At 61.4% G+C, this 26,462-nt stretch carries 27 protein-coding genes; 19 read left to right on the top strand and 8 right to left on the bottom strand.

Annotation, left to right across the window (positions count from 1 at the left end):
- Positions 1 to 2: 2 nt before the first annotated feature.
- Positions 3 to 1,004 carry an acyltransferase family protein gene (locus tag ACTJKM_RS23325; protein ID WP_440661058.1) on the top strand — a complete coding sequence of 334 codons (1,002 nt, stop codon included), beginning with the start codon at positions 3 to 5 and terminating at the stop codon, positions 1,002 to 1,004.
- A 47-nt stretch (positions 1,005 to 1,051) separates the two neighbouring features.
- Here the strand turns inward: ACTJKM_RS23325 and galE are convergent, their stop codons facing one another.
- On the bottom strand, positions 1,052 to 2,038 hold the full coding sequence (gene galE, locus ACTJKM_RS23320) for a UDP-glucose 4-epimerase GalE (RefSeq protein ID WP_058326918.1): 987 nt from the start codon (positions 2,036 to 2,038) through the stop codon (positions 1,052 to 1,054).
- Positions 2,039 to 2,372: 334 nt separating this feature from the next.
- Between galE and ACTJKM_RS23315 the strand changes: the two genes are divergently transcribed.
- The 7 genes from ACTJKM_RS23315 to ACTJKM_RS23285 all read left to right on the top strand — a co-directional run bounded on the left by ACTJKM_RS23315 (position 2,373) and on the right by ACTJKM_RS23285 (position 9,896).
- The gene (locus tag ACTJKM_RS23315; RefSeq protein WP_440661056.1) at positions 2,373 to 4,010 is read left to right on the top strand and encodes a TIGR04028 family ABC transporter substrate-binding protein; all 1,638 of its coding nucleotides are present in this window, start codon (positions 2,373 to 2,375) and stop codon (positions 4,008 to 4,010) included.
- 67 nt (positions 4,011 to 4,077) lie between these two features.
- Positions 4,078 to 5,022, top strand: a complete 945-nt coding sequence (locus tag ACTJKM_RS23310; RefSeq protein WP_440661054.1) for an ABC transporter permease — start codon at positions 4,078 to 4,080, stop codon at positions 5,020 to 5,022.
- Positions 5,019 to 5,903 (top strand): ABC transporter permease, encoded by an 885-nt coding sequence (locus tag ACTJKM_RS23305; protein ID WP_058326921.1) that lies wholly within the window; start codon positions 5,019 to 5,021, stop codon positions 5,901 to 5,903. Before ACTJKM_RS23310 ends, ACTJKM_RS23305 begins: the two co-directional genes overlap by 4 nt.
- The gene (locus ACTJKM_RS23300) at positions 5,900 to 7,537 is read left to right on the top strand and encodes an ABC transporter ATP-binding protein (protein WP_113512381.1); all 1,638 of its coding nucleotides are present in this window, start codon (positions 5,900 to 5,902) and stop codon (positions 7,535 to 7,537) included. Before ACTJKM_RS23305 ends, ACTJKM_RS23300 begins: the two co-directional genes overlap by 4 nt.
- A gap of 30 nt (positions 7,538 to 7,567) precedes the next feature.
- Complete coding sequence (locus tag ACTJKM_RS23295) at positions 7,568 to 8,614, top strand: putative FMN-dependent luciferase-like monooxygenase (protein ID WP_440661052.1); 1,047 nt, start codon at positions 7,568 to 7,570, stop codon at positions 8,612 to 8,614.
- A 39-nt stretch (positions 8,615 to 8,653) separates the two neighbouring features.
- Complete coding sequence (locus tag ACTJKM_RS23290) at positions 8,654 to 9,271, top strand: CMD domain protein (protein ID WP_440661051.1); 618 nt, start codon at positions 8,654 to 8,656, stop codon at positions 9,269 to 9,271.
- A gap of 22 nt (positions 9,272 to 9,293) precedes the next feature.
- Positions 9,294 to 9,896: an alkylhydroperoxidase domain protein gene (locus tag ACTJKM_RS23285; protein WP_058326925.1), complete on the top strand. Its 603-nt coding sequence runs from the start codon at positions 9,294 to 9,296 to the stop codon at positions 9,894 to 9,896.
- A gap of 328 nt (positions 9,897 to 10,224) precedes the next feature.
- Here ACTJKM_RS23285 and ACTJKM_RS23280 read toward each other — a convergent pair whose 3' ends face one another.
- From ACTJKM_RS23280 to ACTJKM_RS23270, 3 genes are all read right to left on the bottom strand, one after another.
- Complete coding sequence (locus tag ACTJKM_RS23280) at positions 10,225 to 10,635, bottom strand: DUF983 domain-containing protein (protein WP_058326927.1); 411 nt, start codon at positions 10,633 to 10,635, stop codon at positions 10,225 to 10,227.
- A 185-nt stretch (positions 10,636 to 10,820) separates the two neighbouring features.
- Positions 10,821 to 12,218, bottom strand: a complete 1,398-nt coding sequence (locus tag ACTJKM_RS23275) for a PLP-dependent aminotransferase family protein (RefSeq protein ID WP_440661049.1) — start codon at positions 12,216 to 12,218, stop codon at positions 10,821 to 10,823.
- Positions 12,219 to 12,332: 114 nt separating this feature from the next.
- Positions 12,333 to 12,953: a LysE family translocator gene (locus ACTJKM_RS23270; RefSeq protein ID WP_440636207.1), complete on the bottom strand. Its 621-nt coding sequence runs from the start codon at positions 12,951 to 12,953 to the stop codon at positions 12,333 to 12,335.
- 126 nt (positions 12,954 to 13,079) lie between these two features.
- On the opposite strand from ACTJKM_RS23270, the gene ACTJKM_RS23265 reads away from it, so the two are divergent.
- The 3 genes from ACTJKM_RS23265 to ACTJKM_RS23255 all read left to right on the top strand — a co-directional run bounded on the left by ACTJKM_RS23265 (position 13,080) and on the right by ACTJKM_RS23255 (position 15,218).
- Positions 13,080 to 13,949: a LysR family transcriptional regulator gene (locus ACTJKM_RS23265; RefSeq protein ID WP_440661048.1), complete on the top strand. Its 870-nt coding sequence runs from the start codon at positions 13,080 to 13,082 to the stop codon at positions 13,947 to 13,949.
- 239 nt (positions 13,950 to 14,188) lie between these two features.
- Complete coding sequence (locus ACTJKM_RS23260; RefSeq protein WP_440636416.1) at positions 14,189 to 14,893, top strand: pentapeptide repeat-containing protein; 705 nt, start codon at positions 14,189 to 14,191, stop codon at positions 14,891 to 14,893.
- A gap of 67 nt (positions 14,894 to 14,960) precedes the next feature.
- Positions 14,961 to 15,218 carry a hypothetical protein gene (locus ACTJKM_RS23255; protein WP_440661047.1) on the top strand — a complete coding sequence of 86 codons (258 nt, stop codon included), beginning with the start codon at positions 14,961 to 14,963 and terminating at the stop codon, positions 15,216 to 15,218.
- 70 nt (positions 15,219 to 15,288) lie between these two features.
- On the opposite strand, the gene ACTJKM_RS23250 is transcribed toward ACTJKM_RS23255, so the two are convergent.
- The 3 genes from ACTJKM_RS23250 to ACTJKM_RS23240 form a co-directional block, all read right to left on the bottom strand.
- Positions 15,289 to 16,551, bottom strand: coding sequence for a type II toxin-antitoxin system HipA family toxin (locus ACTJKM_RS23250; protein ID WP_440661045.1), 1,263 nt, complete (start codon positions 16,549 to 16,551; stop codon positions 15,289 to 15,291).
- Positions 16,548 to 16,778 (bottom strand): helix-turn-helix transcriptional regulator, encoded by a 231-nt coding sequence (locus ACTJKM_RS23245; protein WP_057249517.1) that lies wholly within the window; start codon positions 16,776 to 16,778, stop codon positions 16,548 to 16,550. Before ACTJKM_RS23245 ends, ACTJKM_RS23250 begins: the two co-directional genes overlap by 4 nt.
- A 401-nt stretch (positions 16,779 to 17,179) precedes the next feature.
- Positions 17,180 to 17,755 carry a nucleoside 2-deoxyribosyltransferase gene (locus ACTJKM_RS23240; protein WP_440661043.1) on the bottom strand — a complete coding sequence of 192 codons (576 nt, stop codon included), beginning with the start codon at positions 17,753 to 17,755 and terminating at the stop codon, positions 17,180 to 17,182.
- Positions 17,756 to 17,970: 215 nt separating this feature from the next.
- Here ACTJKM_RS23240 and ACTJKM_RS23235 point away from each other — a divergent pair, with 215 nt between their 5' ends.
- On the top strand, positions 17,971 to 18,414 hold the full coding sequence (locus ACTJKM_RS23235) for an acyl-CoA thioesterase (RefSeq protein ID WP_112994944.1): 444 nt from the start codon (positions 17,971 to 17,973) through the stop codon (positions 18,412 to 18,414).
- Here ACTJKM_RS23235 and ACTJKM_RS23230 read toward each other — a convergent pair.
- Positions 18,402 to 19,361, bottom strand: a complete 960-nt coding sequence (locus ACTJKM_RS23230; RefSeq protein WP_440661041.1) for a LysR family transcriptional regulator — start codon at positions 19,359 to 19,361, stop codon at positions 18,402 to 18,404. The two genes, ACTJKM_RS23235 and ACTJKM_RS23230, sit on opposite strands and share 13 nt — an antisense overlap.
- A 142-nt stretch (positions 19,362 to 19,503) precedes the next feature.
- On the opposite strand from ACTJKM_RS23230, the gene ACTJKM_RS23225 reads away from it, so the two are divergent.
- The 7 genes from ACTJKM_RS23225 (at position 19,504) to ACTJKM_RS23195 (ending at position 26,426) form a co-directional block, all read left to right on the top strand.
- Positions 19,504 to 20,286 carry an ABC transporter substrate-binding protein gene (locus ACTJKM_RS23225; RefSeq protein WP_058326938.1) on the top strand — a complete coding sequence of 261 codons (783 nt, stop codon included), beginning with the start codon at positions 19,504 to 19,506 and terminating at the stop codon, positions 20,284 to 20,286.
- Between the two features lie 77 nt (positions 20,287 to 20,363).
- Positions 20,364 to 21,011, top strand: a complete 648-nt coding sequence (locus tag ACTJKM_RS23220; RefSeq protein WP_058326939.1) for an amino acid ABC transporter permease — start codon at positions 20,364 to 20,366, stop codon at positions 21,009 to 21,011.
- A 14-nt stretch (positions 21,012 to 21,025) separates the two neighbouring features.
- Complete coding sequence (locus ACTJKM_RS23215; RefSeq protein ID WP_065375936.1) at positions 21,026 to 21,685, top strand: amino acid ABC transporter permease; 660 nt, start codon at positions 21,026 to 21,028, stop codon at positions 21,683 to 21,685.
- Positions 21,682 to 22,446, top strand: a complete 765-nt coding sequence (locus ACTJKM_RS23210; RefSeq protein WP_058320917.1) for an amino acid ABC transporter ATP-binding protein — start codon at positions 21,682 to 21,684, stop codon at positions 22,444 to 22,446. Before ACTJKM_RS23215 ends, ACTJKM_RS23210 begins: the two co-directional genes overlap by 4 nt.
- A gap of 7 nt (positions 22,447 to 22,453) precedes the next feature.
- The gene (locus ACTJKM_RS23205; RefSeq protein ID WP_440661039.1) at positions 22,454 to 24,091 is read left to right on the top strand and encodes a N,N-dimethylformamidase beta subunit family domain-containing protein; all 1,638 of its coding nucleotides are present in this window, start codon (positions 22,454 to 22,456) and stop codon (positions 24,089 to 24,091) included.
- 12 nt (positions 24,092 to 24,103) lie between these two features.
- On the top strand, positions 24,104 to 25,471 hold the full coding sequence (locus ACTJKM_RS23200) for an aminotransferase family protein (RefSeq protein ID WP_440661037.1): 1,368 nt from the start codon (positions 24,104 to 24,106) through the stop codon (positions 25,469 to 25,471).
- A gap of 10 nt (positions 25,472 to 25,481) precedes the next feature.
- Positions 25,482 to 26,426: a 3-keto-5-aminohexanoate cleavage protein gene (locus tag ACTJKM_RS23195; RefSeq protein ID WP_440661035.1), complete on the top strand. Its 945-nt coding sequence runs from the start codon at positions 25,482 to 25,484 to the stop codon at positions 26,424 to 26,426.
- The last annotated feature ends 36 nt before the right edge of the window (positions 26,427 to 26,462 follow it).

The raw sequence follows: 26,462 nt of genomic DNA, 5'->3' as shown, positions 1-26,462 counted from the left end.
CGATGACCACAATCTACGGGATCCAGTACCTGCGTGCCGTTGCAGCGCTCGGCGTCGTCGTCTTTCATGCGGCCGAGCGCACCGGGCATTATTTCGCGATCGGCGCTGCCGGCGTCGACATCTTCTTTGTCATCAGCGGTTTCATCATGTGGGTGATCAGCGAGCGCAAGCCAATGTCGCCGATCTCTTTCCTGCGTGACCGCGTTCAAAGGATCGCGCCGGTCTATTGGCTGGCGACAGCCGTCATGGTTCTTGGCGGCCTTGCCGGACTTTTCCCCAATCTCGTTCTCAGCCCCAGCCACGTGGTGGCGTCGCTCTTGTTTGTCCCAATGGCCTCTCCAAGCACCGGCGAGGTGTGGCCGGTTCTCGTCCAGGGCTGGACATTGAACTACGAGATGTTCTTCTACGCCGTCTTCGCCTTGACCCTCTTGCTGCCCCGGTCGCGTCGATTGCTGGCGATCACCACATGCTTCCTGCTGCTGGTCGGCTTGGGTTTTGCCATCGACAGCGACATTGCGCTGTTGGCCACCTATACGCGGCCGATCATCCTCGAATTCGTGGCCGGTATGATCATTGCCGAACTGTGGCTGCGGGGCAGGGTACCGGGAAGCAATGCCGGCCTAGTGCTCGTCGCGATCGCGTTTTCAGGTTTTTCGGCGCTGGCCGTGTTTCGTTTGCCTTTCGACGAATTCGTGCTCGGGCCTTTGGCCGTCATGCTTGTCGTCGGCACCTTGGCGCTCGAAAGTCGTGGCTGGTTTCGCCCGCGTGGATTGCCGATGCTTCTCGGCGATGCGTCCTATTCCATCTATCTCTGGCACACCTTCGCCATATCGGTTGTGGTGAAGATCTGTGCCAGGGCGGGTGTCGACCTCGCTCTATCGGCGTTCCTCGCCGTCGTATCGGGAACTGCATTGGGCGTTGCCGCCTATCTGCTTCTCGAAAAGCCGCTGACGCGACGTTTGCGCTCGCGTATCGTACCGAAGCCCTTGCAGCAGGCAGCCTAAGCCTTTTTGGTGCGGCGCCTGAAACGCCGCACCGGTTCAGCACTTCATCAGGCGCCCTGGTTGCGACGCGAATGCCAGTTCCAGGCGGTGCGGGTGATGTCCGCCAGATCGTATTGCGGGACCCAGCCGAGAATGTCGCGTGCCTTGTCGTTGTTGGCGACGAGCGTCGTGGAATCGCCTTCGCGACGCTCGACCAGGTCGATATTGAACTCGCGGCCGGAGACGTCGGCGATCGCCGTCAAGAGCTCCTTGACGGTCGTGCCCGTACCCGTGCCGAGATTGAGCTCGACGCTGTCGCCGCCGGCAAGCAGATATTCGACAGCGCGCACATGCGCGTCGGCCAGATCAAGCACATGGATGTAGTCGCGCACGCAGGTGCCGTCGCGCGTGTCGTAGTCCGTGCCGAAGATCTTGAAGCTTTGCCGGCGGCCAAGGGCAGCGTCGATCGCAAGCGGGATCGCGTGCGTCTCGGGCTCGTGCCACTCGCCGATGCGGCCTTCCGGATCGGCGCCCGCGGCGTTGAAGTAGCGAAGGATCACCGAACGAAGACCCTTGTACTGGCCATAGTCCTTCAGTGCCTGCTCGCACACCCATTTTGTCCGGCCGTAGGGGTTGATCGGCGCCTGGCGGTGCTGCTCGTCGATCGGCACGCTTTCCGGCAGGCCATAGGTGGCGCAGGTCGATGAGAAGACGAAGGCCTCGACACCGGCGGCGAGCGCGGCCGAAAGCAGGGTGAGGGTGCCGATGACGTTGTTGTCGTAGAAGGAGACCGGATCCTTGACTGATTCACCGACCTCGATCATCGCGGCAAAATGCAGGATGGCGCGCGGCTTGTGGCGGGCGAGCACCTCGTCGAGCCGCTGGCGGTCACGGATATCGCCTTTTTCGAGCACGCCCCATTTGACGAATTCCTCGTGACCGTTCGAAAGGTTGTCATAGACGACGGGTTCGAACCCCTTGTTGGCAAGTTCGAGGCAGGTGTGCGAGCCGATATAGCCGGCACCGCCGACGACGAGGACTTTGTTACTTTCCATGATGCTTTTCGATCCCTGGGAGGTTCAAAGGAATTGCCGAGTTTTTTCAACGGATAATGACAGGCTTGTCAATGCCGGCCGCAATCAAGCACGTGTCCATGTCGCGTGTGTGGCGTGTCGGCGCAGGGGCGGTTTTTCCACAAAGACGAGATGCTCGGAGCATGTCGAGATCGACGTGAATTTGCACGTCGGGGACAATTATCTCAGCCTTGCCTGCGAGCGAGATGCTTCTTTCCCATCCGTCGAAACATATAGCATATTAATTTACTAGATTTAATTGATAATGACGCTGGCAGTCGTACCATAGCCTTCGGATTTTCGAAGGAAGGCTCTCATGACGATGAAACTGAAACGGCTTGCGCTCACCCTCGCGACGCTGGCGGCGACCGGCCTGACCCACGTGGGTGCCCACGCCGAAGGCGCGGAGCCGGTAAAAGGCGGGACGCTGATCTATCTGGAGCAGCAAGCCCATACCAATCTCTATCCCCCGGCAGGCGGCTTCTATCCGAACGGCGGTATCCTCAATCAGATCACCGACAAGCTGACCTATCAGAACCCAAAGACGCTTGAGATCGAACCTTGGATCGCCGAATCCTGGACGGTCAACGCGGATGCGACCGAATACACGTTCAAGATCCGTCCGGGCGTCACCTTCTCCGACGGCACGCCTCTCGACGCGGCGGCCGTCGCCAAGAATTACGACGTATTCGGTCTTGGTAACAAAGCGCTGAAGCATCCCGTTTCCGAAGTCATCAACAACTATGAGCGCAGCGAAGTCGTCGACCCGCTGACCGTCAAATTCTATTTCAAGCGACCTTCGCCGGGTTTCCTGCAGGGAACATCGGTCATCGGCTCCGGGCTTGTCGCCGCCAGCACCCTTTCGCTCCCCTTCGAAGAACTTGGCGATGCGACCAAGATCATCGGCTCCGGCCCCTTCGTGGTCGAGAGCGAGACGATCGGCAAGGAGCTGAACCTAAAGGCGCGCGAAGACTATGTTTGGGGTCCCGCGAAACTCGAGCACCAGGGCCGCGCCTATCTCGATGGCATCACCTATATCATCACCGGCGAAGACAGCGTGCGCATCGGTGCCCTGCTTGCGGGCCAGGCGGATTTCATCCGTCAGGTCCAGGCCTATGACGAGAGCCAAGTCGAGGCGCAGGACTACCAGATCTATGCACCATCGACACGCGGCGTGAACAACAGCGTCGTTTTCCGGCCGGACAATCCGCTCGTGGCTGATGTGAAGGTGCGCCAGGCACTGCTGCACGCGACCGATGCCAAGGAAATCGTCACGACGCTGTTTTCTGCCAACTATCCGCAGGCGACCTCGATCATCGCGTCCTCCGCGCTCGGCTACAAGGATATCTCGGCAAAGCTCGCTTTCGATCCCGATAAAGCCAAGGCGCTGCTCGACGAGGCCGGCTGGTCGGTCGGATCCCACGGCCTGCGCCAGAAGGATGGCAAGGATCTTGTGCTGACCGCTTACGAATCCCTGCCGCAACCGCAGAACAAGGAGACGCTGCAACTGGTCGCCCAGCAATGGGGCAAGGTTGGGGTGAAGCTCAACGTGCTTGCCGGCGATAGTGGTAGCAGGACGGTCGACGATCTCGATCCCCTGAAGACGCCCGTCTCTCCGGCGATGGTCGGTCGCGCCGATCCCGATGTGATCAAGAGCCAGTACTATCCGAAGAACCGCGACGTGCTGCGTCAGAAGGGAGGTCTCAGCGACAAGGTCCAGAGCTTCGTCGACGACAAGCTGAACGGCCTGCTCGACTCCCTGGCCTCCGAGCCGGACCGCGCAAAGCGCCTCGCGATCGCCGGCGAGATCCAGGACTACGTCGTGGACCAGGCCTATGCGATCCCGATCTTCGAGGAGCCGCAGGCCTACGCCGGCGCCCCTTACGTCCAGGGCGTCGCCTTCGAGGCGGTCGGTCGTCCGAGCTTCTACAGCACCTGGCTCGCCGAGCATTGATCGACACGCGGCCACTGCGCTTGCGGTGGCCGCCACTCCCCGAAATTCGCGTGCAGAGGATTGGATCATGTCCGCCTATTTGCTCAATCGCGTCGGACAGGCGCTCTTCGTCCTGTGGGCCGCATTCACGATCTCCTTCGTGCTGCTGCAGGCGATGCCCGGCGACGCAATCCTCATCAAGTTCCAGAACCCCGATCTGGGGTTAACCGCGCAACAGGTCGCCGAAATCCGTGCGTCCTATGCCGGCGACAGCCCCGTACTCGTTCAGTACGTGCAGACGATCGGCAAATTCCTGACCGGCAGCTTCGGTTACTCCGTTCAGGCGGGTGTTCCGGTCAGCAGCTTGCTCGCAGCCCATCTGCCGGCAACGTTGAAGCTTGCCACGCTTGGCTTCCTCCTTGCCTCCGTGCTGGCGATCCTCATCGCCTTCCTCTCCAGCTTGACGCCGTTCACCTGGCTGCGCGGCGCGCTGCAATCGGTTCCTTCGCTCTTCATCTCGATCCCCACCTTTTGGCTTGGGATTATGCTGATCCAGATCTTTTCATTCCGCTTGAAGCTCGTTCCGGTCATCAATCCCGGGCCCTGGCAGGAACTGATCCTGCCCGTCTTCACGCTCGCGGTGCCGATTTCTGCGCCGCTCGCCCAGGTGCTTGTGCGCAACATCGACGAGGTAATGACGCGGCCCTTCGTCGGCGTCGCCCGTGCCAAAGGCGCCAACCGCCAGTGGATTCTCTGGCGGCATGTGGCGAAGAATGCGCTCCTCCCGACACTGACCATTGCGGGCGTGCTCTTCGGTGAACTGATCGCCGGGGCCGTGGTGACCGAAACCGTCTTCGGGCTCAACGGCATCGGCCGCCTTACCGAACGGGCCGTCGGCAGCCAGGATGCTGCCGTCCTCCAGGCCATCGTCGTCCTCTCGGCGCTCGCCTTCGTGATCATCAATCTTGTCGTGGATCTGCTCTACCCCGTGCTCGATCCGCGCCTCAGGACAAAAGTCGGAGCTGCCCCATGACCACCGTCGATACGCTTCACGACGACATTGCTGCGGATGCAAGGCGGCAGACTGAAGGGCGGCGCTCTCGCATGGCCTCAACGCTACGCCGCGTGCCTCCGGGACTGGCCTTGTCCTGGTTCATCCTGGCGACGGCTTTCCTCTGGGCGGTCGCCCCCTCGCTCTTCACAGGCTACCACCCGCTCGAGGGTGTGGGTGGCGCGCAGTTGAAGCGCCCCAGCGCAGAACATCTGCTCGGGACCGATGCTCTCGGACGCGACCTCTACGCACGCATCGTCCATGGAGCCGTGCATTCGCTCACGGGTGCCTTTGTTGCCGTTGGCCTCGGCCTTGTCGTAGGCACCGGGCTCGGCGTGGTCGCCGGCTCCGCCCGGCGTCGATTTGACGATGCGATCATGCGGCTTGTCGACGTTTTCCTGTCGATCCCGCCACTGCTGCTTTCGCTCAGCATCATCATCCTGCTCGGCTTTGGTACGGTGAATGCGGCTATTGCCGTCGGGGTCACTTCGGTCGCAGGTTTCGCCCGGCTGGCGCGGGCCGAAGTTGTTCGCGTGCGGCGCAGCGACTATGTCGAGGCGGCCTTCGGCAGCGGCGGCACGTTTGTATCGGTGCTTTGGCGGCACATCCTGCCAAACTCGCTGACGTCGGTTCTCGCCTTCGCATCGCTGCAGTTCGGCTCGGCGGTCCTGCAGATCTCGACACTCGGATTTCTCGGCTATGGCGCGCCACCGCCGACGCCCGAATGGGGCCTGCTGATCGCAGAAGGCCGCAACTACATCTCGACGGCCTGGTGGCTGACGACGGCTCCGGGCGTCGTGGTTGTTCTCGTCGTATTGGCTGCCAATCGGGTCAGCCAATCCTTCGGAAAGGCCCCAGCATGACCGTGATCCCCAAACAGGTGCCGCCCGTTATCGAAGTCGAGGGACTATGCATAGCCTATGGTGATGGGACTGCGGAACGACGCGCCGTCCACGATGTTTCCTTCAGTATCAATCCTGGTGAAGTCGTTGCCCTGGTTGGCGAATCCGGCTCCGGCAAGACGACGACAGCGCAGTCGATCATCGGATTGCTTGCCGCGAACGGTCGCGTCGAACGCGGCAGCATCAAGCTCAACGGGACGGACATTGCCCGATGGACCGATCGGCAACTGGAAACGGTGCGTGGCGCCAGGATCAGCCTCGTGCCACAGGATCCGGGAAACTCTCTCAATCCGGTCAAGACCATCGGCGCGCAGGTGGGCGAGATCTTCCGGATCCACGGTGCGCTGCGCCCTGACGATATCGATGATCGCGTCATCTCGCTGCTTGCCCGCGTGGGTATGAGCGAGCCGGCATTGCGGGCGCGGCAATATCCGCACGAGCTTTCAGGCGGCATGCGCCAGCGCGTGCTGATCGCGATCGCCATCGCCCTGAAACCGCAGTTGATCATCGCCGATGAGCCGACGAGTGCGCTCGACGTCACGGTGCAGAAACGCATTCTCGATCTCATCGATGAATTGCGAGCCGAGTACGGTACCGCCGTGCTTCTGGTGACCCACGATCTCGGCGTTGCCGCCGACCGCGCTGATCGCATCGTCGTTCTCAAGGACGGGCGAATTCAGGAACAAGGCGCAGCCAGCGTCGTTCTCGCCGCCCCGCGCAGCCCTTACACACGACAACTACTTGCGGCTGCACCGTCTTTCGCAAGCCCCGTGTCCAGGCCGGCGGCCAGTTCGGCAGCATCAGGCGCTCACGACGATATTGTCGTCGTCGACGGTCTTGTTCGCGAATTTGCGGGCGAGGGCAAAAGCCGGTTTCGCGCGGTCGACGATCTGAGCTTTCGTGTCCGTCGCGGGTCGACCCATGCGATCGTTGGTGAGTCCGGTTCGGGAAAGACGACGACCATCAGAAGTATCGTTGGCTTCGAAAAACCGACCGCTGGGCGTATCGAAATCGACGGAACAGATCTCTCCCGTCTTGTCGGGGAGGATCTCCGGCAGTTCCGGCGCAAGATCCAGCTCGTATACCAAAACCCCTACGGATCGCTCGACCCACGCCAAAGCATCCTGCAAATCGTGGCAGAGCCGCTGATCAATTTCAGCCGGCTCAAGCGCAGCGATCGCGAGGAGAAGGCGAGGGCGATCCTCTCCCGGGTGGGGCTGCCCGAAGACGCGTTTTCGCGACGACCGCACGCACTGTCCGGTGGTCAGCGCCAGCGGGTCGCGATCGCCAGAGCACTTGTGCTCGATCCTCAGGTTCTGGTGCTGGACGAGGCGGTATCCGCTCTGGATGTGAGCGTCCAGGCGCGCATTCTCGCCCTGCTCCAAGAACTGCAGAGCGATCTCGGCCTGACCTACCTCTTCGTGTCCCACGACCTCGCTGTTGTGCGCCAGATCTCCGACACCGTTTCCGTCCTGAGGGATGGGCGCCTCGTCGATGGTGGGGTGGTTTCTGATGTCTTCGAACATCCCAGCAGCGACTACACCCGCGAGTTGATCAACGCCATTCCCGGGCAAAGCCCCCGGGCCGCTGCCTGATGTGGCGGGAATTATGAACAGGACTGATCCATGACACAGACCACCCCACGCAAGCGCCTTGGCTTTTTCACACGCCTGCTCGACGACGTTCCCGCCGGCACCCGTTATTACTACGCCAAGGAGCAGATCGTGACCGCCGACCGCTTCGGCTTCGATACGGCCTGGGTGGCCCAGCATCATTTCCATGCGGATGAAGGCGGCTTGCCGGCCCCGTTGGTTTTCCTCGCTCATGTAGCAGCCGAGACGACGCGCATCCGCCTCGGCACGGGTGTCATCACCTTGCCGCTCGAAAACCCGATCCGGGTGGCGGAAGATGCGGCGGTTTTCGATTTGCTTTCCGGGGGCCGCCTAGAGGTCGGATTCGGCACAGGCGGAACGCCGTCGTCCTTTACCGCCTTCGGCCTTGAGAGCGCGGAGCGTGGTGTGGTCTTCGGTCGGCATCTCCAAACCGTGCTCGATGCCTGGGCCGGCCGAGCGCTTGCCGGCGGGGATCATCTCTATCCCGCAGCGCCGCAACTGCTTGATCGCATCTGGCAGGCAACCTTCTCGGTCGCTGGCGGCGAGCGTGCCGGTCGCGCTGGCGACGGTCTGATGCTGTCGCGCACGCAGCCGCGGTCGCAGGACAAACCGAACGCCTCGTTGGCGGAACTACAGAACCCGATCATCGACGCCTATCTGCATGCGCTTCCCTTCGGTCGCGCGCCCCGCATTCTCGGGTCCCGTAGCCTGTTTGTCGCCGATAGCCGTGCTGAAGCGCTGCGCCTGGCGGAGATCGGGCTGAACCGCGGTGCAGAGCGCTTGATCGCCGCCGGTCACAAGGTTGCCGGCAACTCCCTTGCCGATCTGATCGCCGCATTCGACGTCCATGTCGGATCGGTGGACGACGTCATCGAAAGCCTCAGCCGCGACGAGACCCTGGAGCGCGTGACCGACCTCGTGTTTCAGGTTCACTCCGTCGATCCGCCGCACCCTTTGATCCTGCGTTCGATCGAATTGATCGCGACCAAGGTCGCGCCGGCGCTCGGCTGGTCGCCGCAGGAGAAGTTCCACGCGCGCCGCTTTGGTGCCGTCGGTTGAGACTGAGGACCGATTTCACCCAGTAGAGGAGACAAAGCCATGACCCAAGCGTCGCCAGACATCATCGATCTGCTCGCCGGCATCACCCCGGGATCGAGCCTCGACCGCATACGCGCCCAACGACCGGAAACGCGAGAACAGGCGCAGCAAAGCTATCTCGCGCTTTTTCGACCCAAGGCACCCGGCGAAGTCTCCCTGGAGGAGCGGCAGACAATTGCGAGCTTCATCGCCGGACTTCACCGTCAGCCGGATATCTATGAATTCTACGTCAACCCCCTGGAGGAAAGCGGTACGGACCGGTGGCTTGTCGAGGTGTTGAAGGCGGAGATTGGGGCGGGGCAGGCGACGGGTCCCTACGGCGATTACCCCAAGGGGCCGTTGCGCGTCGAGAACAAGGCAGGTCTGCTTTATCGCGTCTCGGACCCAAACCGCGAAGTGCTCGGCGAAAAGCTCTCAGCGGCGCTGGAACATGCCCATCTGCTCGTCTTCCGCCCACGCGAGGCCAGTCCGCAAGCGTTGCAGGCGCTGCTCGACGCCGGCTGGACGACCGATGGCATCGTCACGCTGTCGCAACTCGTCTCGTTTGTCGCGTTCCAGATCCGGGTGATCGCCGGGCTCAGCCTGCTTTCCGCCGCATCGAAGCGTGCTGCCGCATAAGACATCGAGAGGAACCGCGACAATGACTGAACTTGCCATCATACCGGGCGTAGAAAATCCTCCCGTAACCTTCACTCAAGCCGAGATCGGCTGGACGCCGTGGCTCCAGCCCTTGGCCGAGGACGATCTGACCGATCGACATTTCCGCGGGCTTGTCGAGGCAGCGCGCGCAAAGTCTCCCTACTTTCGTCTGCTGGTACGCGATCCGGAGGTACTGGAGGCACGTACGAAGACGGACAAGGACATCTTTTACAATACCCGAACGGGCTTGCCACGCGCGGAGCGCGAACTCGCGGCCACGGCCGCCTCACGGTCAAACGGCTGCATCTTCTGCGCGTCGGTCCATTCGCGCTTCGCGTCTCATCATTCGAAACGAGGCGACGATGTGCAAAAGCTGTTGGATGAGGGGATCGGCGCCGACCTTGGCGAGCGATGGAATGCGATCGTTGCCGCCTCAGTCGCGCTGACTGCGACACCGCCCGCCTTCGGCGATGACCATGTCGCACGACTGGCTGCGGCCGGCCTTGATGAGTTGGAGATCGCCGATGTGATCCACGGCGCCGCCTTCTTCAACTGGGCGAACCGTCTGATGCTTTCGCTCGGCGAACCAACCCCAGCCAATTGATCAGCGCCGGATTCGGCGGCTAACGTATTTCGCTTGCAATAAGAAAGCCCGCACCCTCGATAGAGGTTGCGGGCCTTTTCATCCGATGTCGGATTAGAAGTTACGCTGCAGGCGGACGAAGCCCGAAACGTAGTCGCGGTCGGTCGTAGCCGTCAGGTCTTCCTAGTTGTACGGAACCGGTATACGGGCCGCCAGACCTTGGGCTCTCCTGGCGGATGCGGGTGGACGGGATCTGCCGCCTGATAAGGCGCGCCGCCACATGAAGACGGTCGCCGCACTATCGGCCACCGGTAGCCATTTTCTCGCAGTGAGGCGCGGTCCGGGCGGCCTACTGCGTTGTCGCAACCGGAGGGTCCGCACTGCGCCTAACGACCTTGCCCTCCTCGGCCTTGTAGAAGAACTGGCTTGAGACGAGCCATCCCTTCAAGGGTCGAAGCGGTGGAATACATGTCAAAAGCATGAACGGGCCGGTGACCAGCAGATGCACCCAGAGCGGCGCGCTATACTGAACCTCGAGCCAGACGCCAAGAAGCACGCTTGGCACACAGGCAAAACAGATGACGAAGAAAGCGGGGCCGTCGGCTGGGTCTGCGAAGGAATAGTCTAGACCGCAGACTTCGCACTCCTTGCGCATCTTCAGGAACCCTTGGAAGAGGTGTCCTTGTCCGCAGCGCGGGCAACGGCCGCGCAGACCGGTCTGCATGGGTGGGATGGGTGGCCAATCGTGATCCGAAGACATAGTCGTTCCTTTCAGGCGTCTCGTCCGGCGCATCCTGATGTTCGCCGATGTTGCCTGGTATGCGGCCAGCCATTCCTAGGCGCCGCCTCAGGTCCGGAGGATTAAGCGCCCGAAAGCATACATTGTCAAATTATTGTATGCATACATTGCTGCGACAATTTCGCCCGCCAGCAGCACCGTTTCCCTTAGACCACGAGGCTGGATGCCGCGGGGGATTGGCCGAGGAGGTCAGCGATGGTCAACAGGCTGCGGCGCAATTCTTCTTGTGTGGCTGCCGCGCCCAGCCCCAGGCGTACGGCTTCCGGGGCCGGGCCGACGGCAAAGGCGTCACTCGGAACGACCGCGATGCCTGCCGCCTGCAGCCGACCGCTGAACTCGCCGCGGGTCCACGGCCGCGGCAGGCGCAACCAGACATGAAAGGCATGAGGGTCGCTGACGGCCGTACCTTTGGGAAGGACGTTTGCGGCTACTTTTTGCCGAGCGGCTGTTTCGGTGCGGATCGCGCCCAGAACGGCATCGGCCGTTCCGTCCTCGATCCAGCGGGTCGCGATAGCGGCTGTGAGGGGCGAAGCCAGACCGGCGGTTGCCCGGATGGCGCCCTCGATCCGGACCGAACTGCGGCAATCCGGTACGACGAGATAGGCGATGCGGAGCGCCGGCGAGAGGCATTTCGCCAGACCCCCGATATAATAGACGAGATCCGGCGCCAGCGCAGCAAGCGCGGGCGGCGGTGCCACCGGGAGGGCGCCATAAGCGTCATCTTCAATGATCGCCACGCCATGTCGTCTGGCGACGGCGACGATCGCTTCGCGGCGCTCCAGCGAGAGCGTGGCGGTCGTCGGGTTGTGAAGCGTCGGATTGCAATAAAGGGCCTTTAATGTATGCGTCGAGCAAAGCTCCTCAAAGGCTTCCGGAATAAGGCCTTTCTCGTCGATAGCGACCCCCAGCAGCGTGATGCCGAGATGTGCGGCGAGTGCTCGAAGACCCGGGTAAGCAATCGCCTCGGCGCATATGGTGTCGCCTGCCTTGGCCAAACTGCTGAGCGCGGCAAGCAGCGCGCCTTGCGCGCCAGGGCAGACCAGCATGCGCCCGACTGGCACCTCGCCGAGGCGCGGTCTCAGCCAGGCGGCGCCGGCGGCTCTGTTGTGCAGTGTGCCGGCGGGCGCCTGATAGCGCATCAGAAGGTCGAGCCCGTGCTCAGCCTGAAGTGCTGCCATGTCATCCCAGAGCCGCGCAGAAAGCGCGTGATCGTCAAACAACGGTGGCAGATTCATGCTCATGTCGACAATGCCACCGGTCGCCGGACGGGCGACATTGGCCCGCCGTGCCTTAACATAGGTGCCCTGGCCGACGCGGCCTTCCACGTGGCCACGGTGCCTCGCTTCGTTGTAAGCACGGCTAACGGTGGTGAAGTCGATCCCCAGCGCTTGTGCCAGCACACGCTGCGGCGGCAGTCGCATCCCGTCCGCAAGCCGCCCGTCGGTGATGTCCGCGGCAATCGCATCCGCGATCGCGAGATAGAGAGGTCCATCAGCCTTGCGAATGGTGGGGCTCCACGAAATCTGCAAGCGGGCGTCGTTCATCGTTACAATATCCAGCCGTGATAATTGTATGGATATTGCATGTTTCTGCGTTCCAGGCAAGGCATATGGCTGATCAATGACAGGAGATAGGCGCCTGTCAAAGCTCCGGCGCCGCTAGGGTCTGGTGACACTCGTCGTGGCCAGCAGAAGGCCGAAACCCACCAGCAAGGCGCCGAAGACGCGATCGATCCAATGCCGCAGTCGAAGGAGGCGAATACGCACGACACCGGAGGAAAAGAACAAGGCCACCAAGGCGAACCAGACGATATGGGCGGCTGCGATGAAGCCGCCATAGCCGATCTGCGTGAGCGCCGGGGTCGTTGGCTCGACGACCTGCATGAAGAGGCTGACGATAAAGACCGTCGTTTTCGGATTGAGCGCATTGGTGAAAAACCCAGTGCGCAGGGTACCGAGATCGGAAAGCGCCGGAACGTCGAGCTTTTCCAGTAAGCCAGCAGGCTTGGCGCGCAACATCTTGAACCCAAGCCAGATCAGGTAGGCGGCCCCACCAAGCTTCAGGATGCTGAAGAGAAGGATCGATTGCCGGATTAGAAGCCCGACACCCAGGATGGTATAGGCGACATGAACGCAGACACCTGCGCCGATGCCGAGCGCTGTTAAAACGCCGGCCCGTCGGGACAGCAAAAGACTGTTGCGTGTGACCATCGCGAAATCGGGGCCGGGGCTAATGACAGCCAAGATCGTAATGGTGACTACGGCTAACAGTTCCGTCATTGCGTTTCTCGCTCGTTCCGCCGATGTTGCAGAAGCAATAGGCGACAAAGGGCGCGGCGACTAACGATGAATCCTGACGATATTGGTGAGCCTAGCTCACAGATTAACGCCGTTCGCCTGCCACCCATGGCAGCGCTTCGCTGCTTCGAGGCGGCGGCGAGGCTCGAAAGCTTCAGCCGCGCTGCGGAGGCGTTGCATCTAACCCATGGCGCGATCAGTCGGGCAGTCCGTCTCGTGGAGGACGAGTTGGACGTGGCGCTGTTTGAAAGGCGGAGCCGACGCGTCTTCCTGACGGACGCCGGCCGCAAGCTCGCGACCGCCGTGCGCGAGGGTTTTGCTCTCGTCGAGGCGGCTGTCCGGGAGATCAGGGAAGAGGCGAGGGGGCCTGCCCTCGTAGTTTCCTGCGAGCCGACGCTTCTGATGCGCTGGCTCATCCCGCGATTGCCGGATTTTCAAGGGCGGCACCCGGATGTCCCTGTCCATCTCGTTGCCGGGGGCGGTCCGGTAACACTGGGGCGCGGCATAGATCTCGCTATCCGGCGAAACGATTTCCTGCAGACGGGCGCGGTCCATGCGACCCCGCTGTTTCGTGAACGCACCGGCCCGATCTGCCGTGTCGACAAGGTTGCATCTTTTTTTGACCCGCCTGACGCACACCGCCTGCCGGAACTGCGCGCCGATGCGGTACTCCTCCAGTCGCGTAGCCGCCCGGACGCGTGGGAAACCTGGGCAAGGCTCGCCGATTGCCGCACGCTCGGGCGGCGCTCACAGAGTTTCGAGCATTTCTACATAAGCCTTCAGGCCGCGGTCGCCGGAATCGGTGTCGCGATCGGTCCTTGGCAACTTGTACGTGATGACATCGATAGCGGCATTCTCGCCGCACCCGCGGGATTTATCGAGGACGGAACGGTCTACCAACTGCTCGCACCAGCAGCCATTATCGAGGAGAGCCCCCACGCCAAACTGCGTGACTGGCTGTTGGAAGCCGCTATCTGAAACGAAGCGTTTTCAATTCTGTTATTTGCATAAAGGGCAACAACGTCATACGTTTACCAGCGAAGCACGCACAACCGGTGATGCCGATCATCCAAAGGATGTGTATGCCATCTGAAATGCAAACCATTCGACCCCGCGGGTCCCGGAGCGGCGCCATGACTATCCTCAAAACCGATCTCGACCACGGGTGCGGCGCGATGCGCCAGTCCACGGTGCTGCGCCGGAAAGCGCTGAACGGGATGGCTCGCACGGTGAAAAAATTGCTGGCGCCGGCAATCACGGCTGGCCTTGTCGCCCTGGCGGCGCCGGCGGTCGGCCACGCCGCGAGTTGCAAGGACTCGGCGGCACCCGGCGCGGATTGGACCGACTGCAACAAGAAAGCGCTCATGCTTGGCGGCAGCGATCTTCAGGGTGCCAATCTGGTCAACACTGATTTCACGTTGACGGATCTGCGCGGCGCGAACTTAACGGACGCCAACCTAGAGAAGGCAACGCTCGTGCGTTCATCCGTGGCGGGAGCCACTGCAAATGGTGCGAATTTCGCAAAAATAGAGGCCTATCGCTGCAACTTTGCAGGCGTCTCGGCCGAGAAGGCTTCCTTCGTCAATTCCGAACTGCAGCGCGCCAACTTTAGCGGCGCGCAGTTGACAGGCACCAGCTTTGAGAAGGCCGAACTCGGACGCGCCAATTTCGATAAGGCGGAACTGACGGGGACCCGCTTCTCGCACGCCAATCTTTCCCGTGCCGATTTCACCAATACGAGCTTCACCGGGCCGATCGACTTCAATGGTGCTTTCATGTTTCTGACGCGGATCGAGGGCGTCAACTTGTCCGAGGCAACAGGACTGGAACAGGAGCAGGTGGATATGACTTGCGGCGACAGTTCGACCAAATTGCCGGCAGGTCTGAGCACGCCGACAGGCTGGCCCTGCGCCTCCGATTAGGACTTTCGCTGCCCTTTGAACACTCGCGGGGTGCGTTTGACCTGAACTTCGGCGAAAGCTCTTAGCGATGACGGCGGGACGGCAGTTTCGCGACTCCGCCGCGCGCGTGCTTCGCGAAATCGACCGGGTCCGCGACGAAAGTGGCACACCTGAAAACGAGCCACTGCATCCCGATCTGGCGTCCGGAAAGCCGTGGCTTATTTTTTGTGCCCGATCCCTACGTGGAAGACAGCGGCTGATCTATCAACGCTGGGCCGGCAGGGCGGACGGTGCAGATACAGGGCGGGGATGCGTTGCCGCAGCGTTGGATGTGACAAGCAGCTAATCTGATCGCGGAATTCGTGGTGGTGGTGGTGGTGAAACAAAGCCTTTTAGGATTGCACTCCGCAGTTCGGCTAAATCGACAACCTGACGAGTTTGGCGCGGCCCGCGATCAAGTCCGCAAAGTGATTTATCGTAGCGGAATCGATGCGGAGGTGTGAGATGTCTTCCAATACTCTCGCTACCGCTTCAGCGGTGGAGTCGACCAAGTCTGTAATCCGGCGGCGTACCAAACGGAAACCAACTCCGGCTTCCTTTGCAAAAGCCTGCCAACCGTCGGCGTCCATCTCGGCGAGAGTGGCACGCTTTCCGATCCTCATGGCCATTTTTGGTGAAAGGTCTGGATAGGCAACGGTTGAAAGCAGGTCGTACAACGGAGCCATTCCAGGTCCCTGCTCATCGTAGAGGAATGAGAAATTCTTGCCGTGTGCGTCGGCATTCCCGACGATAAGGTTAAAGATCGCGGCGTCCAGCAGCTTCAATACATCTGTAGCGGGCCGCGCCGATACTCGCCGCAATAGCTCAAAGCAATCCTTGAATGTCGGTCCGCCTTCGCTGGCATACTTCGTTTCAGGAGGCACGCTTAGCGCTTGGCAAAAATCTTCCTGGTGTATGCGTCGCACGACGCCGCTGGCATCGCGGACACGGTCATATCTTTCGACCAGAAGAAACGAGCGCCCTTCCGCAGACCTCGGCTCGACGGGGGCGACGTCTAGGCCGATCGTGGCGCCGAGCTTCATAACGAAGGCTTCGTTTTCGGTCGTCCCTGGGAAGCGCGCGATCGGCGGCTTAAGTATGTGTGTGGTCGCCTGGCCGGGAAGCGGAAGCGCGATCTGCCCGTCAACCAGAACAACTGGCACTTTCGATTGCGCGCCCGCCAACGATAGTCTCAAGCCTTCCTCGCCGGCCAGTAGCGGCCGCAAAGGAAGTGCGTCGAGCACGCGAACGATTCCTGCGTCGTCAAGTGGCGTCGGCTGCAGGTCCGCAATCGGTCCTGTCTCTATGGGTTCCTGATCTTCCGGCAAGAATTGAAGAGCGCCGGCAACATCGCCGCCCAAGCGATCGAGTAGCGCGAAATCATTTGCAGGTGAGACGCCCAATGCTTGCGCTGCAACCAAGCGCTGGCTTTCTTCGGGCAGTAGGCCGCCAAAAAATGGTCTGCATTCACGACGGGAAAAACGCTGCGGGCGCTTCGGGAGGGAGGCTGAAAGCGGAAGTGTGCTTTCATCATCAAGCCAAGCTTCAGCGTAGGCGAAACCGATATCGCCGTTCCGATCCTGGGAGAATTGCCCGACAATTCGACCATCCCACCAGACGTTGAGAACCCTTTTCATCATTGTCTGCGTTCACCAGGAACCAGAATATCGACCGAACAGCCGAGCGTTTGCAGAACCTGCAACACTTTTCCTATCTGTGCTGTCGGCTTGCCGGCCTCGAGATCGACAATGAACCGGAGCCCGACGCCAGCAACGCCGGCGAGTTCGTCCTGCCGCAAGTTTTGCTCCTTGCGTGCGCTTCGGACCAGGGCGCCGATATCAGATGGAGTTTTGACCCGTTTTGCCATCGTTATTTTCCCGCTCGGGAAAGTATCAGCATATTGGGTGCTCTGTCGAGATTAATTTTCCCGAACGGGAAAATTAACGCGGCCGCATGATGTCTTCCGCAGATAATTTCCCGATCGGTAAACTCTATAGGAGGTTGGCTCGGCGCGGCCAATCGATCGATGCGGCTGAGCGGCGCTTGTGGCAATCGAGTCCGGTTTCAGGTCAAGCAAAGAAATTGGCACCATTCGTCGCGATCGCATCCTTCAAAGAAGCGAGAACTGCTTCGGACGTGCAACTTGCGTCGATAGAGCGGCCGGCCGCAACGATATCAGAGATATAAGTTTCGGCGATCGGGCCGTCACGGTCGATGATTTCTTCGAATTCGGCAGGCCCTCGCCGGACGACAGGACCAACCGCAACTCTACGCCAGGTGCCGCTTTGCGGCGATGGCCAGGCATTCCTTGAAAGCCTCGAGGTCGGTAAAGCGATCGGCCTCAGGCACTTCGCGTTTGATCAGCGCGCCCTCGCGGCGAACGATGCCACCATCCAGCATCAGGTTGTCGGCCATGTCGAAATCTTCGATGCTGAGGCCGTCGGCGCCTGCCATGCGTCCGTCGGGGCGCAGTGCAGCTTGGCCTCTGTAATAATCATTCAGGATACGTTCGTAGTAGCTGCGCGAGGTGTTGGTATAGGCATAGACGTGCTTGCCACGGCCGCACATGAAGCCGAGTTCGAACACCGTGCCGACATCGGCACTGATGCCGCGAAACGGCGTCAGGTTGGCGATGATCATATCCGAGGCGAGCATCATGCCCTCGTCGACCGCATAGATTGCAAGGCCACGTTCATGTTTGGTGGGGGCCGGAGGGATTTCGAGATCGCCTGGCACCAGCGGCGTGAAGCCGGCCCTACGCGCCAGAGCCGCCTTCTCCTTCTGGATCTCGACCGCATTGGACAGAAAAACTTCCGGGCCAGCGAGATAGACTTTCACGCTCATTTCTCCTCACGTCTGAAACGGCCAATCTAGGAGTGCAACGCAGCCGCGCCTAGCTGCCGACCAAAACAAGCGCGCTTACCCACGGATTTTTCTCATCTTTTGCCAAACCGATATAGGCGCGGCCTCCGATGTGACGTTGTTCCGGATCACCATGGACAGAGGCGCCGGGCGTCCGCTATGTCTGGCAACCCATCCTACGCAACGATCGAGGCACCATGTCCATCCAAGCTTTGACAACCTATGTCGGCGTCGCTCACCCCTGGATGTGCGACACGATGGGACACATGAATGTGCGCCACTACGCCGCAATGTTCGACGATGCGAGCTTCCAGCTTCTCGGCCACATCGCCGGCGTGGAGACGGAATCGGGCAGGGGGTGGGCAGACGTGCGCTCCGAGGTCGAATACAAACACGAAACCAAGGCTGGCGCGCTGATCTCCATCCGGTCGTGCGTCATCAAGCTTGGCCGCTCGTCGGTCACCTTCGAGCAGATCATGTCCGGTACGCTCGACGGCATCGTGCATGCGGTCAACAGGACCACGACCGTACGTTTCGATCTTGAGGCACGCGCGGCCATTGCGTTGGAGCCAGACGCGCGGGCGCGCGCCGAGGCGCTCCTGTCGAGCAACGAGCCTGCACGCGCAGATCAATCGGCATAGACGCGTTCTTCAACCGGCGTTTCTGCGATCAGCGTCTGCAAACCGGCGATCAGCGCCTTCTCGGCCCGGTTGATCGCTTTCTCCGGGTTCGTCAGCATGAAGATGTCGATGGCGGGCGGATTGTCGTAGGGCGGCAGGCGCCACAGAAGCCCGTCCGCCACATCGCGGCGGGCGACATGCAGCGGTAGCGAGCCGACGCCGAGACCGGCGAGCGTCATCCGGCGCACCTCTTCGAGACTTGACGAAACCCCGACGACATTGGCGTTTAGCTTGGCTTCGCTGCGAAGCAGCGCCACAGGCCGAAGCGCGTCGGCGATATGGTCGGTATGGAAGGAAACCGACGTCTCGCCCTTGAGGTCGGCAAGTTTCAATCCGTCCCGACCGAACAGCCGGTGGTGCGGGCCGCAGAAAAAGCCGAAAAACTCCCGGAAGACCATCAGATAATCGAGCGCCGGATCCCGGACACTGACAAGACAAAGACCGAAGGAGGCACGCTTCTCCCGCACCTGGCGCGTGACCTCGCCGCTCGGCCCGACGTTGATCGTCAGCGTCGCCCGCGGGTAGCTGCGGTGAAACTCCATCAGCGCCCGATCGAAGATCGGAGACACCACATGGCTTGCAACCGCGATCGTCACGTGGCCGGTGACGTCGTCACTGACGCCGCGCACGAGCTGCGGTAGCTGCGAGATCGTGCCGAAGACCTCGACGCTCTGCTCATAGAGCAGTTGTCCAACTTCGGTGAGATCGAAGCGGGTCGCATCGCGCTCGACGAGGCGGCGACCAACACGGTCTTCCAGCCGCCGGAGCGCGTTGCTGACGCTCGGTTGCTTGAGGTTCAGCCGCTCGGCCGCGCGCGTGATGCTTTTCACCTCGGCAATCACCACGAAGGTGCGCAGCAGGTTCCAGTCGAGCTCCCAGACGAGCCGTTCCAATCGCGGTGAAATCATTTCTGAAATCTATGCCCTCTATTTCCATTATCTATTTGCGCAATGCTGAAGCAGAAGCAATCATGAAATTCGGAAGGCGCCCCTTGCCAATCCCAAGCGCACAAGAAGGCGCGCCCCAATCCAGAGGAACAAGGAACATTTCATGAAGACCCTATTCTCCGGCCTGCTGGCCGCGACGCTCACCATTGCTGCGACTTTTTCCGCCGTCACGGCTCGGGCTGACGACCTAGAGAACGTCAAGTCCGCCGGCGAACTGAAGATCGCCATGTCGGGCCAGTACCCGCCCTTCAATTTCGTCAACGAAGAGAACCAGGTCGTCGGCTTTGATGCCTCGATCGGTCAGGCAATTGCCGAGCGTGTCGGCGTCAAGGGCACGCTGGTGACCACCGCCTGGGACGGCATCATCGCCGGCCTGCTTGCCAACAAATACGACACCATCGTCGGCTCGATGACGATTACCCCGGAGCGGGAGAAGGTCGTCGACTTCGTCGGCCCCTATTACCATGCCGGCCGCGCCGTCTTCGTCAGCGAAGCATCTGGTGTCCAGAAGCTCGACGAACTCAAGGGCAAGACGCTTGGCGTAACGCTCGGCGAAACCCATGAGAAATGGGCGCGCGAGCAGGGCGGTTGGGATGTCCGCACCTACAAGGGTCTGCCGGAACTGCTGATGGAACTGAAGAGCGGCCGCGTCGATGCGATCGTCGTCGACAACATCCCGGTGATGGTTGCCGTCAAGGAGACCGGCGAGAAGGTCCGCCGTCTCGAAACGCCTGATATCGAAGGCGGCAGCGTCGCGATCGGTATCGCCATCCGCAAGAACAATCCGGAACTGAAGGCGGCAATGCAGAAGGCACTCGAGGACATGCTGGCAGACGGCTCCTACGAGAAGATCGCGATGCAATGGGTCGGCAGCGACATCCGCTGATCCCCTACGCTTCCGTCTCTCCGGCCGCCGCATGAGCTGCGGCCGGAGATCATGAGTTTGCCTTCCGGAGTTTCCCCATGGACGTTTCGCTGGTGCAGCGCGTCTTCCCGTTTTTCGTGGAAGCGGCGTGGATCACGATCGAGATCTCGGTACTTGCGCTTGCGCTTGGCCTCGTCGTTGCGTTCCTGATTTCAGCGGCGAAGATGTCGCGCTCGTTCCCTTTGCGCGCCTTCGGCACCGCCTATGTCAGCCTGTTTCGCGGCACGCCCTGCCTCATCCAGCTTTTCGTGCTCTACTTCGGTGGCCCGCAGATCGGTATCAATCTGGAGCCCTTCGCCGCCGGCGTCATCGGCCTCGGCCTCAACATCGGCGCCTATATGGCAGAATCCATCCGCGGCGCCATCCTGTCGGTTGACCGTGGGCAAACGGAAGCCGCCCGGTCGATCGGCTTCAGCCGGTTCCAGACCATGCGCAAGGTCGTGTTGCCGCAAGCCGCGCGTCTCATGATCCGCCCGCTCGGCGTCAATGCCGTGGCGCTCGTCAAGGGATCGGCGCTGGTCTCGACGATCTCGGTGGTCGAACTCACCTACACCGCCCAGCGCTACATCGGCTCGACCTACAAGCCGTTCGAGATCTTCGGCGTGGCCGCCGTGCTCTACATGCTCATCGTCTATGTCGTCGCGCGGATCGTCGATCTGCTTGATCGACGCTACGCCATAGCCTGAGGGAGGTGCGCCATATGCAAGGTCTCGATTTCAGCGTCGTTCCACCCTATGCCGATATCCTCTGGATGGGTGTCTGGTGGACGGTCGTTCTGACCATTTCCGCCGCAGCGATCAGCTTCATCTTCGGCATCGTTTTCGCCCTCGTCGTGCTCTATGCCCCGAAAACGGTCGCCCTTCCGGTGCGCGGCTTCATGTGGCTGTTCATGGGCACGCCGCTGCTGTTGCAGCTGTTCCTGATCTACTACGGCCTCGGGCAACTGGGCTTCAAGATACCGGCACTGATCGCCGGCATCATCGGCCTTGGCCTGCACTTCGCCGTCTACAATGCCGATATCCTTCGTGCCGGCATCGTGGCAGTCGATGCCGGGCAAACGGAGGGGGCCCGCAGCCTTGGCTTTGGCCGGATGCAGACGTTGCGCTACTTCATCGTGCCGCAGGCGATCCGCAACACCATTCCAGCCATGGGCAACAACCTGATCGTGCTCCTGAAGGAATCCTCGCTCGTCTCGATCATCGGCATTGCCGAACTGGTGCACGCAGCGCAGCTCGCGATCAGCGAGACATTCCGGCCGTTCGAATTCTACATCACGGTTGCCGCCCTCTATTACATCATCAATCTCGTCCTCGAAGCGGGTCTGCGCCAGGTCGAAAAGAACGTGGAGGTCTCCCGATGACCGCTCTAAAACCCATGGTCGAAGTCAAGGGCGCCCGCAAAAACTACGGCGCGCTGGAGGTCCTGAAGGGCATCGACCTCTCCGTTGCCCGAGGGCAGATTGTCGCGATCATCGGCCCGAGCGGGTCGGGCAAGAGCACGCTCTTGAGATCGATCAATCACCTGGAGACGCTGAATGGCGGCGAGGTCTGGCTCGATGGCGTAAAGGTCAACCAGAACCTGAAAGGCCAAGCCTTCGAACGGCACATCAATGCGGTGCGCCAGCAGATGGGTATGGTGTTCCAGCACTTCAATCTGTTCCCACATCTGACAGTGCTACAGAACATCACCATGGGCCCGATCATCCTGAAGGGCATGGGAAAGGCTGCGGCGCGTGAACTCGCCATCGAGCTTTTGTCGAAGGTGGGGCTCAAGGATAAGGTCGACGCCTTTCCGTCGCGGCTTTCCGGTGGACAGAAGCAACGCGTCGCGATCGCCCGGGCGCTCGCCATGCAGCCGAAGGTAATGCTCTTCGACGAGGCCACCTCGGCGCTCGACCCGGAACTGGTCGATGAGGTGAACGCCGTCATGAAACAGCTCGCAGCCGAGCACATGACCATGCTGATCGTCACCCACGAAATGCGCTTTGCCGGCGAGGTCGCCGATCGGGTGCTGTTCATGGATGGCGGGGTTGTCGTCGAGCAGGGGGCGCCAAGCGAGATTTTCCGCCAGCCGACGCAGGAGCGCACCCGGGCGTTCCTCAAGAAATACCTGGCAGCATGAAGGTGCCATGATGGAAAAAAGCAACCACTACCCGGATTTCGGCCTGACGCCGCAACAGCGCCGCGAGGCGGTGCTCGGTCACTATTACGAATATCCGGGCATGGACGGTGAGCGCGGTGAGATCTGGTGCTACACCGACGCCTATGCCTATCCGCCCGGTGCCACCGCGCGGCTACAAGTGAGTTCGACGGCTTCACGGTTCTCGCTCGAAATTACGCGCGATGGAGCGACGGAGACGACGGTTTTCAAGCGCGACGGCATTGCGGCCCGCTGGCAGGAAACGCCGGACCAATGTTCAGTCATCGGCTGCGGCTGGGAAACGAGCTTCGAATTCAAGATCGCCGAAGACTGGCCGTCGGGCGCCTATCGCATCACGCTGAGAGCCGAGGGCAGGGATGGCGCGCCGATCCATTGCCATCACCTCTTCATCGTCCGGCCACTCGCCGGTCGCAAGCCGGGCCGCGTGTTGCAGGTTGCTGCCACCGGCTCCTGGACCTCCTACAATACCTGGGGCGGGTCCAACCACTATCAGGGCATCACCGGCCCCAACCGCGATCAATATGCGACGACCGTCAGCATCGAACGTCCGTTCTGCCGCGGCTTCGTCGTGCTGCCACCGGATGCTCCACGGGTGCCTTTGGAAATCTATGCGCCGATGGCGGTTGCTCCGCGCTATCCGCACATGGAATGGGCCTATGCAAACGGCTATTCCAAGAAATACGCCTCGTCCGGTTGGGCGAGCTATGACGGCCACTTCTTCCGCTGGGCGGAACGCGAGGGCTATGCCGTCGATCTCGCCAGCCAGCACGAACTGCACTTCAATCCGGAGATCCTCGACGGCTACGATTGCGTCGTCTTCGTCGGCCACGACGAATACTGGACCTGGGAGATGCGCGACGCAGTCGACAACTATGTCGAACGTGGCGGTCGGGCGGCGCGCTTTGCCGGAAATTTCATGTGGCAGACGCGGCTGGAAGACGGCGGCAAGCGCCAGGTTTGCTACAAATACCGCTCACGGGCCGAAGACCCAGCCTATCGCTCGGCAGATCCGACGCGCACCAGCGGCTCCTGGGAAGCAGCCGAGATCGGCCGGCCTGGGGCGGCGACATTTGGGCTCAACGCCACCCGCGGCCTTTACGTCGGCTGGGGCGGTTGCGCCCCGCGTGGTGCGCGGGGCTTCCCGGTCTATCGGCCCGAGCATTGGGCCTTCTCCGGAACGGGCATCTATTACGGCGATATCCTCGGTTCGGAAGGCCATGCGTTTGGTTACGAGGTTGATGGCCTCGACTATATTATCCGTAACGGCCTGCCGGAGCCGACGGAGGACAGCGGCGCGCCCGAGGGCCTCGAAATCCTCGCGCTCGGTATGTCGTCGCTGAAGGAAGAAAGCGCCGACATTCCCGCAGACGACCAATTCCTTTCGGATGCCGACGCAAAATTCGTCGCCGAAACGCTGATCGGCGACACTGCCCCTGCGGCCGTCGAACGCGTTAAGCGCGGCTGCGGCATGATCGTAAACTTCCCGCGCGGCAAGGGCGAGGTGTTCCACGCCGGTAGCTGCGAATGGGTGGCGGCCCTCAAGCGCGGCGATGCGATGGTCGAGCGCGTCACCGCCAATGTTCTCAATCACTATCTCACTCGCTGACAGAGATTTGCCATGCTCAAGACGACAGCTTCCAACGAACGACCTGCCTCGCATCTCTTCTACCAGTCGCGCCTACGTCGGCCGCTGGTCGATCGGGCCGAAGGCATCTATCTCTGGGACCAGGACGGACGCCGGGTAATCGACGGCTCAAGCGGCGCCATGGTGGTCAATATCGGTCACGGCAACCGCAATGTGCTCGATGCCATGAAGAGTCAGATGGACCGCGTCACCTTCGCCTATCGGCTGCACTTCGAAAACGAGCCGGCCGAAGATCTGGCCCGCCGCGCGGCGGAAAAGCTGCCCGAGGGCATGGACAAGATCTTCTTCGTTTCCGGTGGCTCGGAAGCAGTCGAATCCTGCCTCAAGCTCGCGCGGCAATGGGCCGTCGCCACCGGTCAGAAGGACCGCTGGAAGGTGATTTCGCGCTTTCCGTCCTACCATGGCGGCACGCTCGGGGCGCTGGCTGTCACCGGTTATGCGGCGCTCTCCGATCCTTTCTCGCCGATGATGCGCGAAATGCCGAAGGTGCCTGCGCCGACCGCCTATCTCGATCGGGACAACCTGACGATGGAGCAGCGCGGCATCAAATATGCCGACATGCTGGAGGAGCGGATCCAGGCGGAAGGCCCGCAGAGCGTGCTCGCCTTCATCATGGAGCCGATCGGCGGCGCTTCCACCGGCGCGCTCGTGGCACCCGACAGCTACTATCCGCGCATTCGCGAGATCTGCGACAAGTACGGCATCCTATTGATCCATGACGAGGTCATGAGTGGTGCTGGCCGCACCGGAAAATTCCTCGGCGGCGACCACTGGAATTGCCGCCCGGATCTGATCGCGCTCTCGAAGGGCTTCGCCTCGGGTTATTGCCCGCTCGGCGCCATGGCAGCTCCGTCGCGGATCGTCCAGCCGGTGCTCGATGCCGGCGGCTTCCAGCACGGCTTCACCTATGCAGGCAATCCGCTCGCTTGCGCCGCTGGTCTCGCCGTTCTCGACGAAATCGACCGCCTTGGCCTGATCGATAATGCCGCTGCCATGGGCGATGCTTTGAAGGCTGAACTCGTGGCGCTCTCCAATCGCTTCCCCTTCATCGGCGATGTGCGCGGCAAGGGTCTGCTACTGGCGGCCGAATTCGTCTCCGATCGTGAGACGATGAAGCCGCTGCCGAAGGAGTTGAATGCGCACCAGCGCATGGTCGATCTCGCCTATGAGCGCGGCCTGATCATCTATTCACGGCGTACGCGCGGCGGTGTGGAGGGCGACCATTTCCTCGTCTGCCCGCCGATGATCATCACCCGTGAGCAGATCGGTGAGATCGTCGCCATCCTTGGCGACGTACTCGAAGTGCTCGCCGAAGAACTCAATCTTCCCGTCAACCGCTGAGGGCTTGAACATGACGAAGTCCAAAACATCGCGCAGAGTGATCATCACCTGCGCGGTGACGGGATCGGTGCATACGCCGACCATGTCGCCTTACCTTCCTGTTACCCCCGACCAGATCGCCTCCGAAGCAATCGCTGCAGCCGAGGCCGGCGCTTCCATCTTGCATCTCCATGCAAGGAACCCGGAAGACGGCCGCCCGTCGGCCGATCCGGCGCTGTTCATGCAGTTCCTGCCGCGCATCAAGCAGTCGACCGATGCGGTAATAAACATCTCCACCGGCGGTTCGTCGCTGATGGCGCTGGAAGATCGGCTTGCGGCTTCGCTGCGCGCCGAACCGGAAATGTGTTCGCTGAACATGGGGTCGATGAACTTCGCTTTGTTTCCGGCGCTCGACAAGCCGACGGAGTGGAAACACGAATGGGAACCGGAGCTTCTTGAAGCAACGCGGAGCTCCATCTTCAAGAACACCTTCGCCGACATGGAATTCATCCTCACGCGGCTTGGCCAGGGCTGCGGCACACGCTTCGAGTTCGAGTGTTATGATGTCGGTCATCTCTATTCGCTGGCGCATTTTCGCGATCGTGGCCTGGTATCCGGCCACCTCTTCATCCAGTTCGTCTTCGGCGTGCTCGGGGGCATCGGTGCCGATCCTGAGAACCTGACTCACATGAAACGTATCGCCGACAAGCTCTTCGGCGACGATTACAGCTTCTCGGTTCTCGCTGCCGGCCGCCATCAAATGCCGATGATCACCATGGCCGCCGCTATGGGCGGAAACGTTCGCGTCGGGCTGGAAGACAGTCTCTACAACGGCCGCGGGACGCTTGCGGTAAGCAATGCCGAGCAGGTCCATCGCATCCGCGCAGTTCTCGACGCCTTGTCACTGGAGGTTGCAACCCCTAAGGAGGCGCGCGCGCTTCTCGGCCTCAAGGGCGGAGATCAGGTGGCATTCTGAGGCCGGCGACACGGGCATGGTTCGATTTGAACCTTC

The organism is Ensifer sp. 22460 (assembly GCF_052044935.1).
Taxonomy (GTDB): Bacteria; Pseudomonadota; Alphaproteobacteria; order Rhizobiales; family Rhizobiaceae; genus Ensifer.
This window is presented reverse-complemented; position numbering and strand designations above follow the sequence as displayed.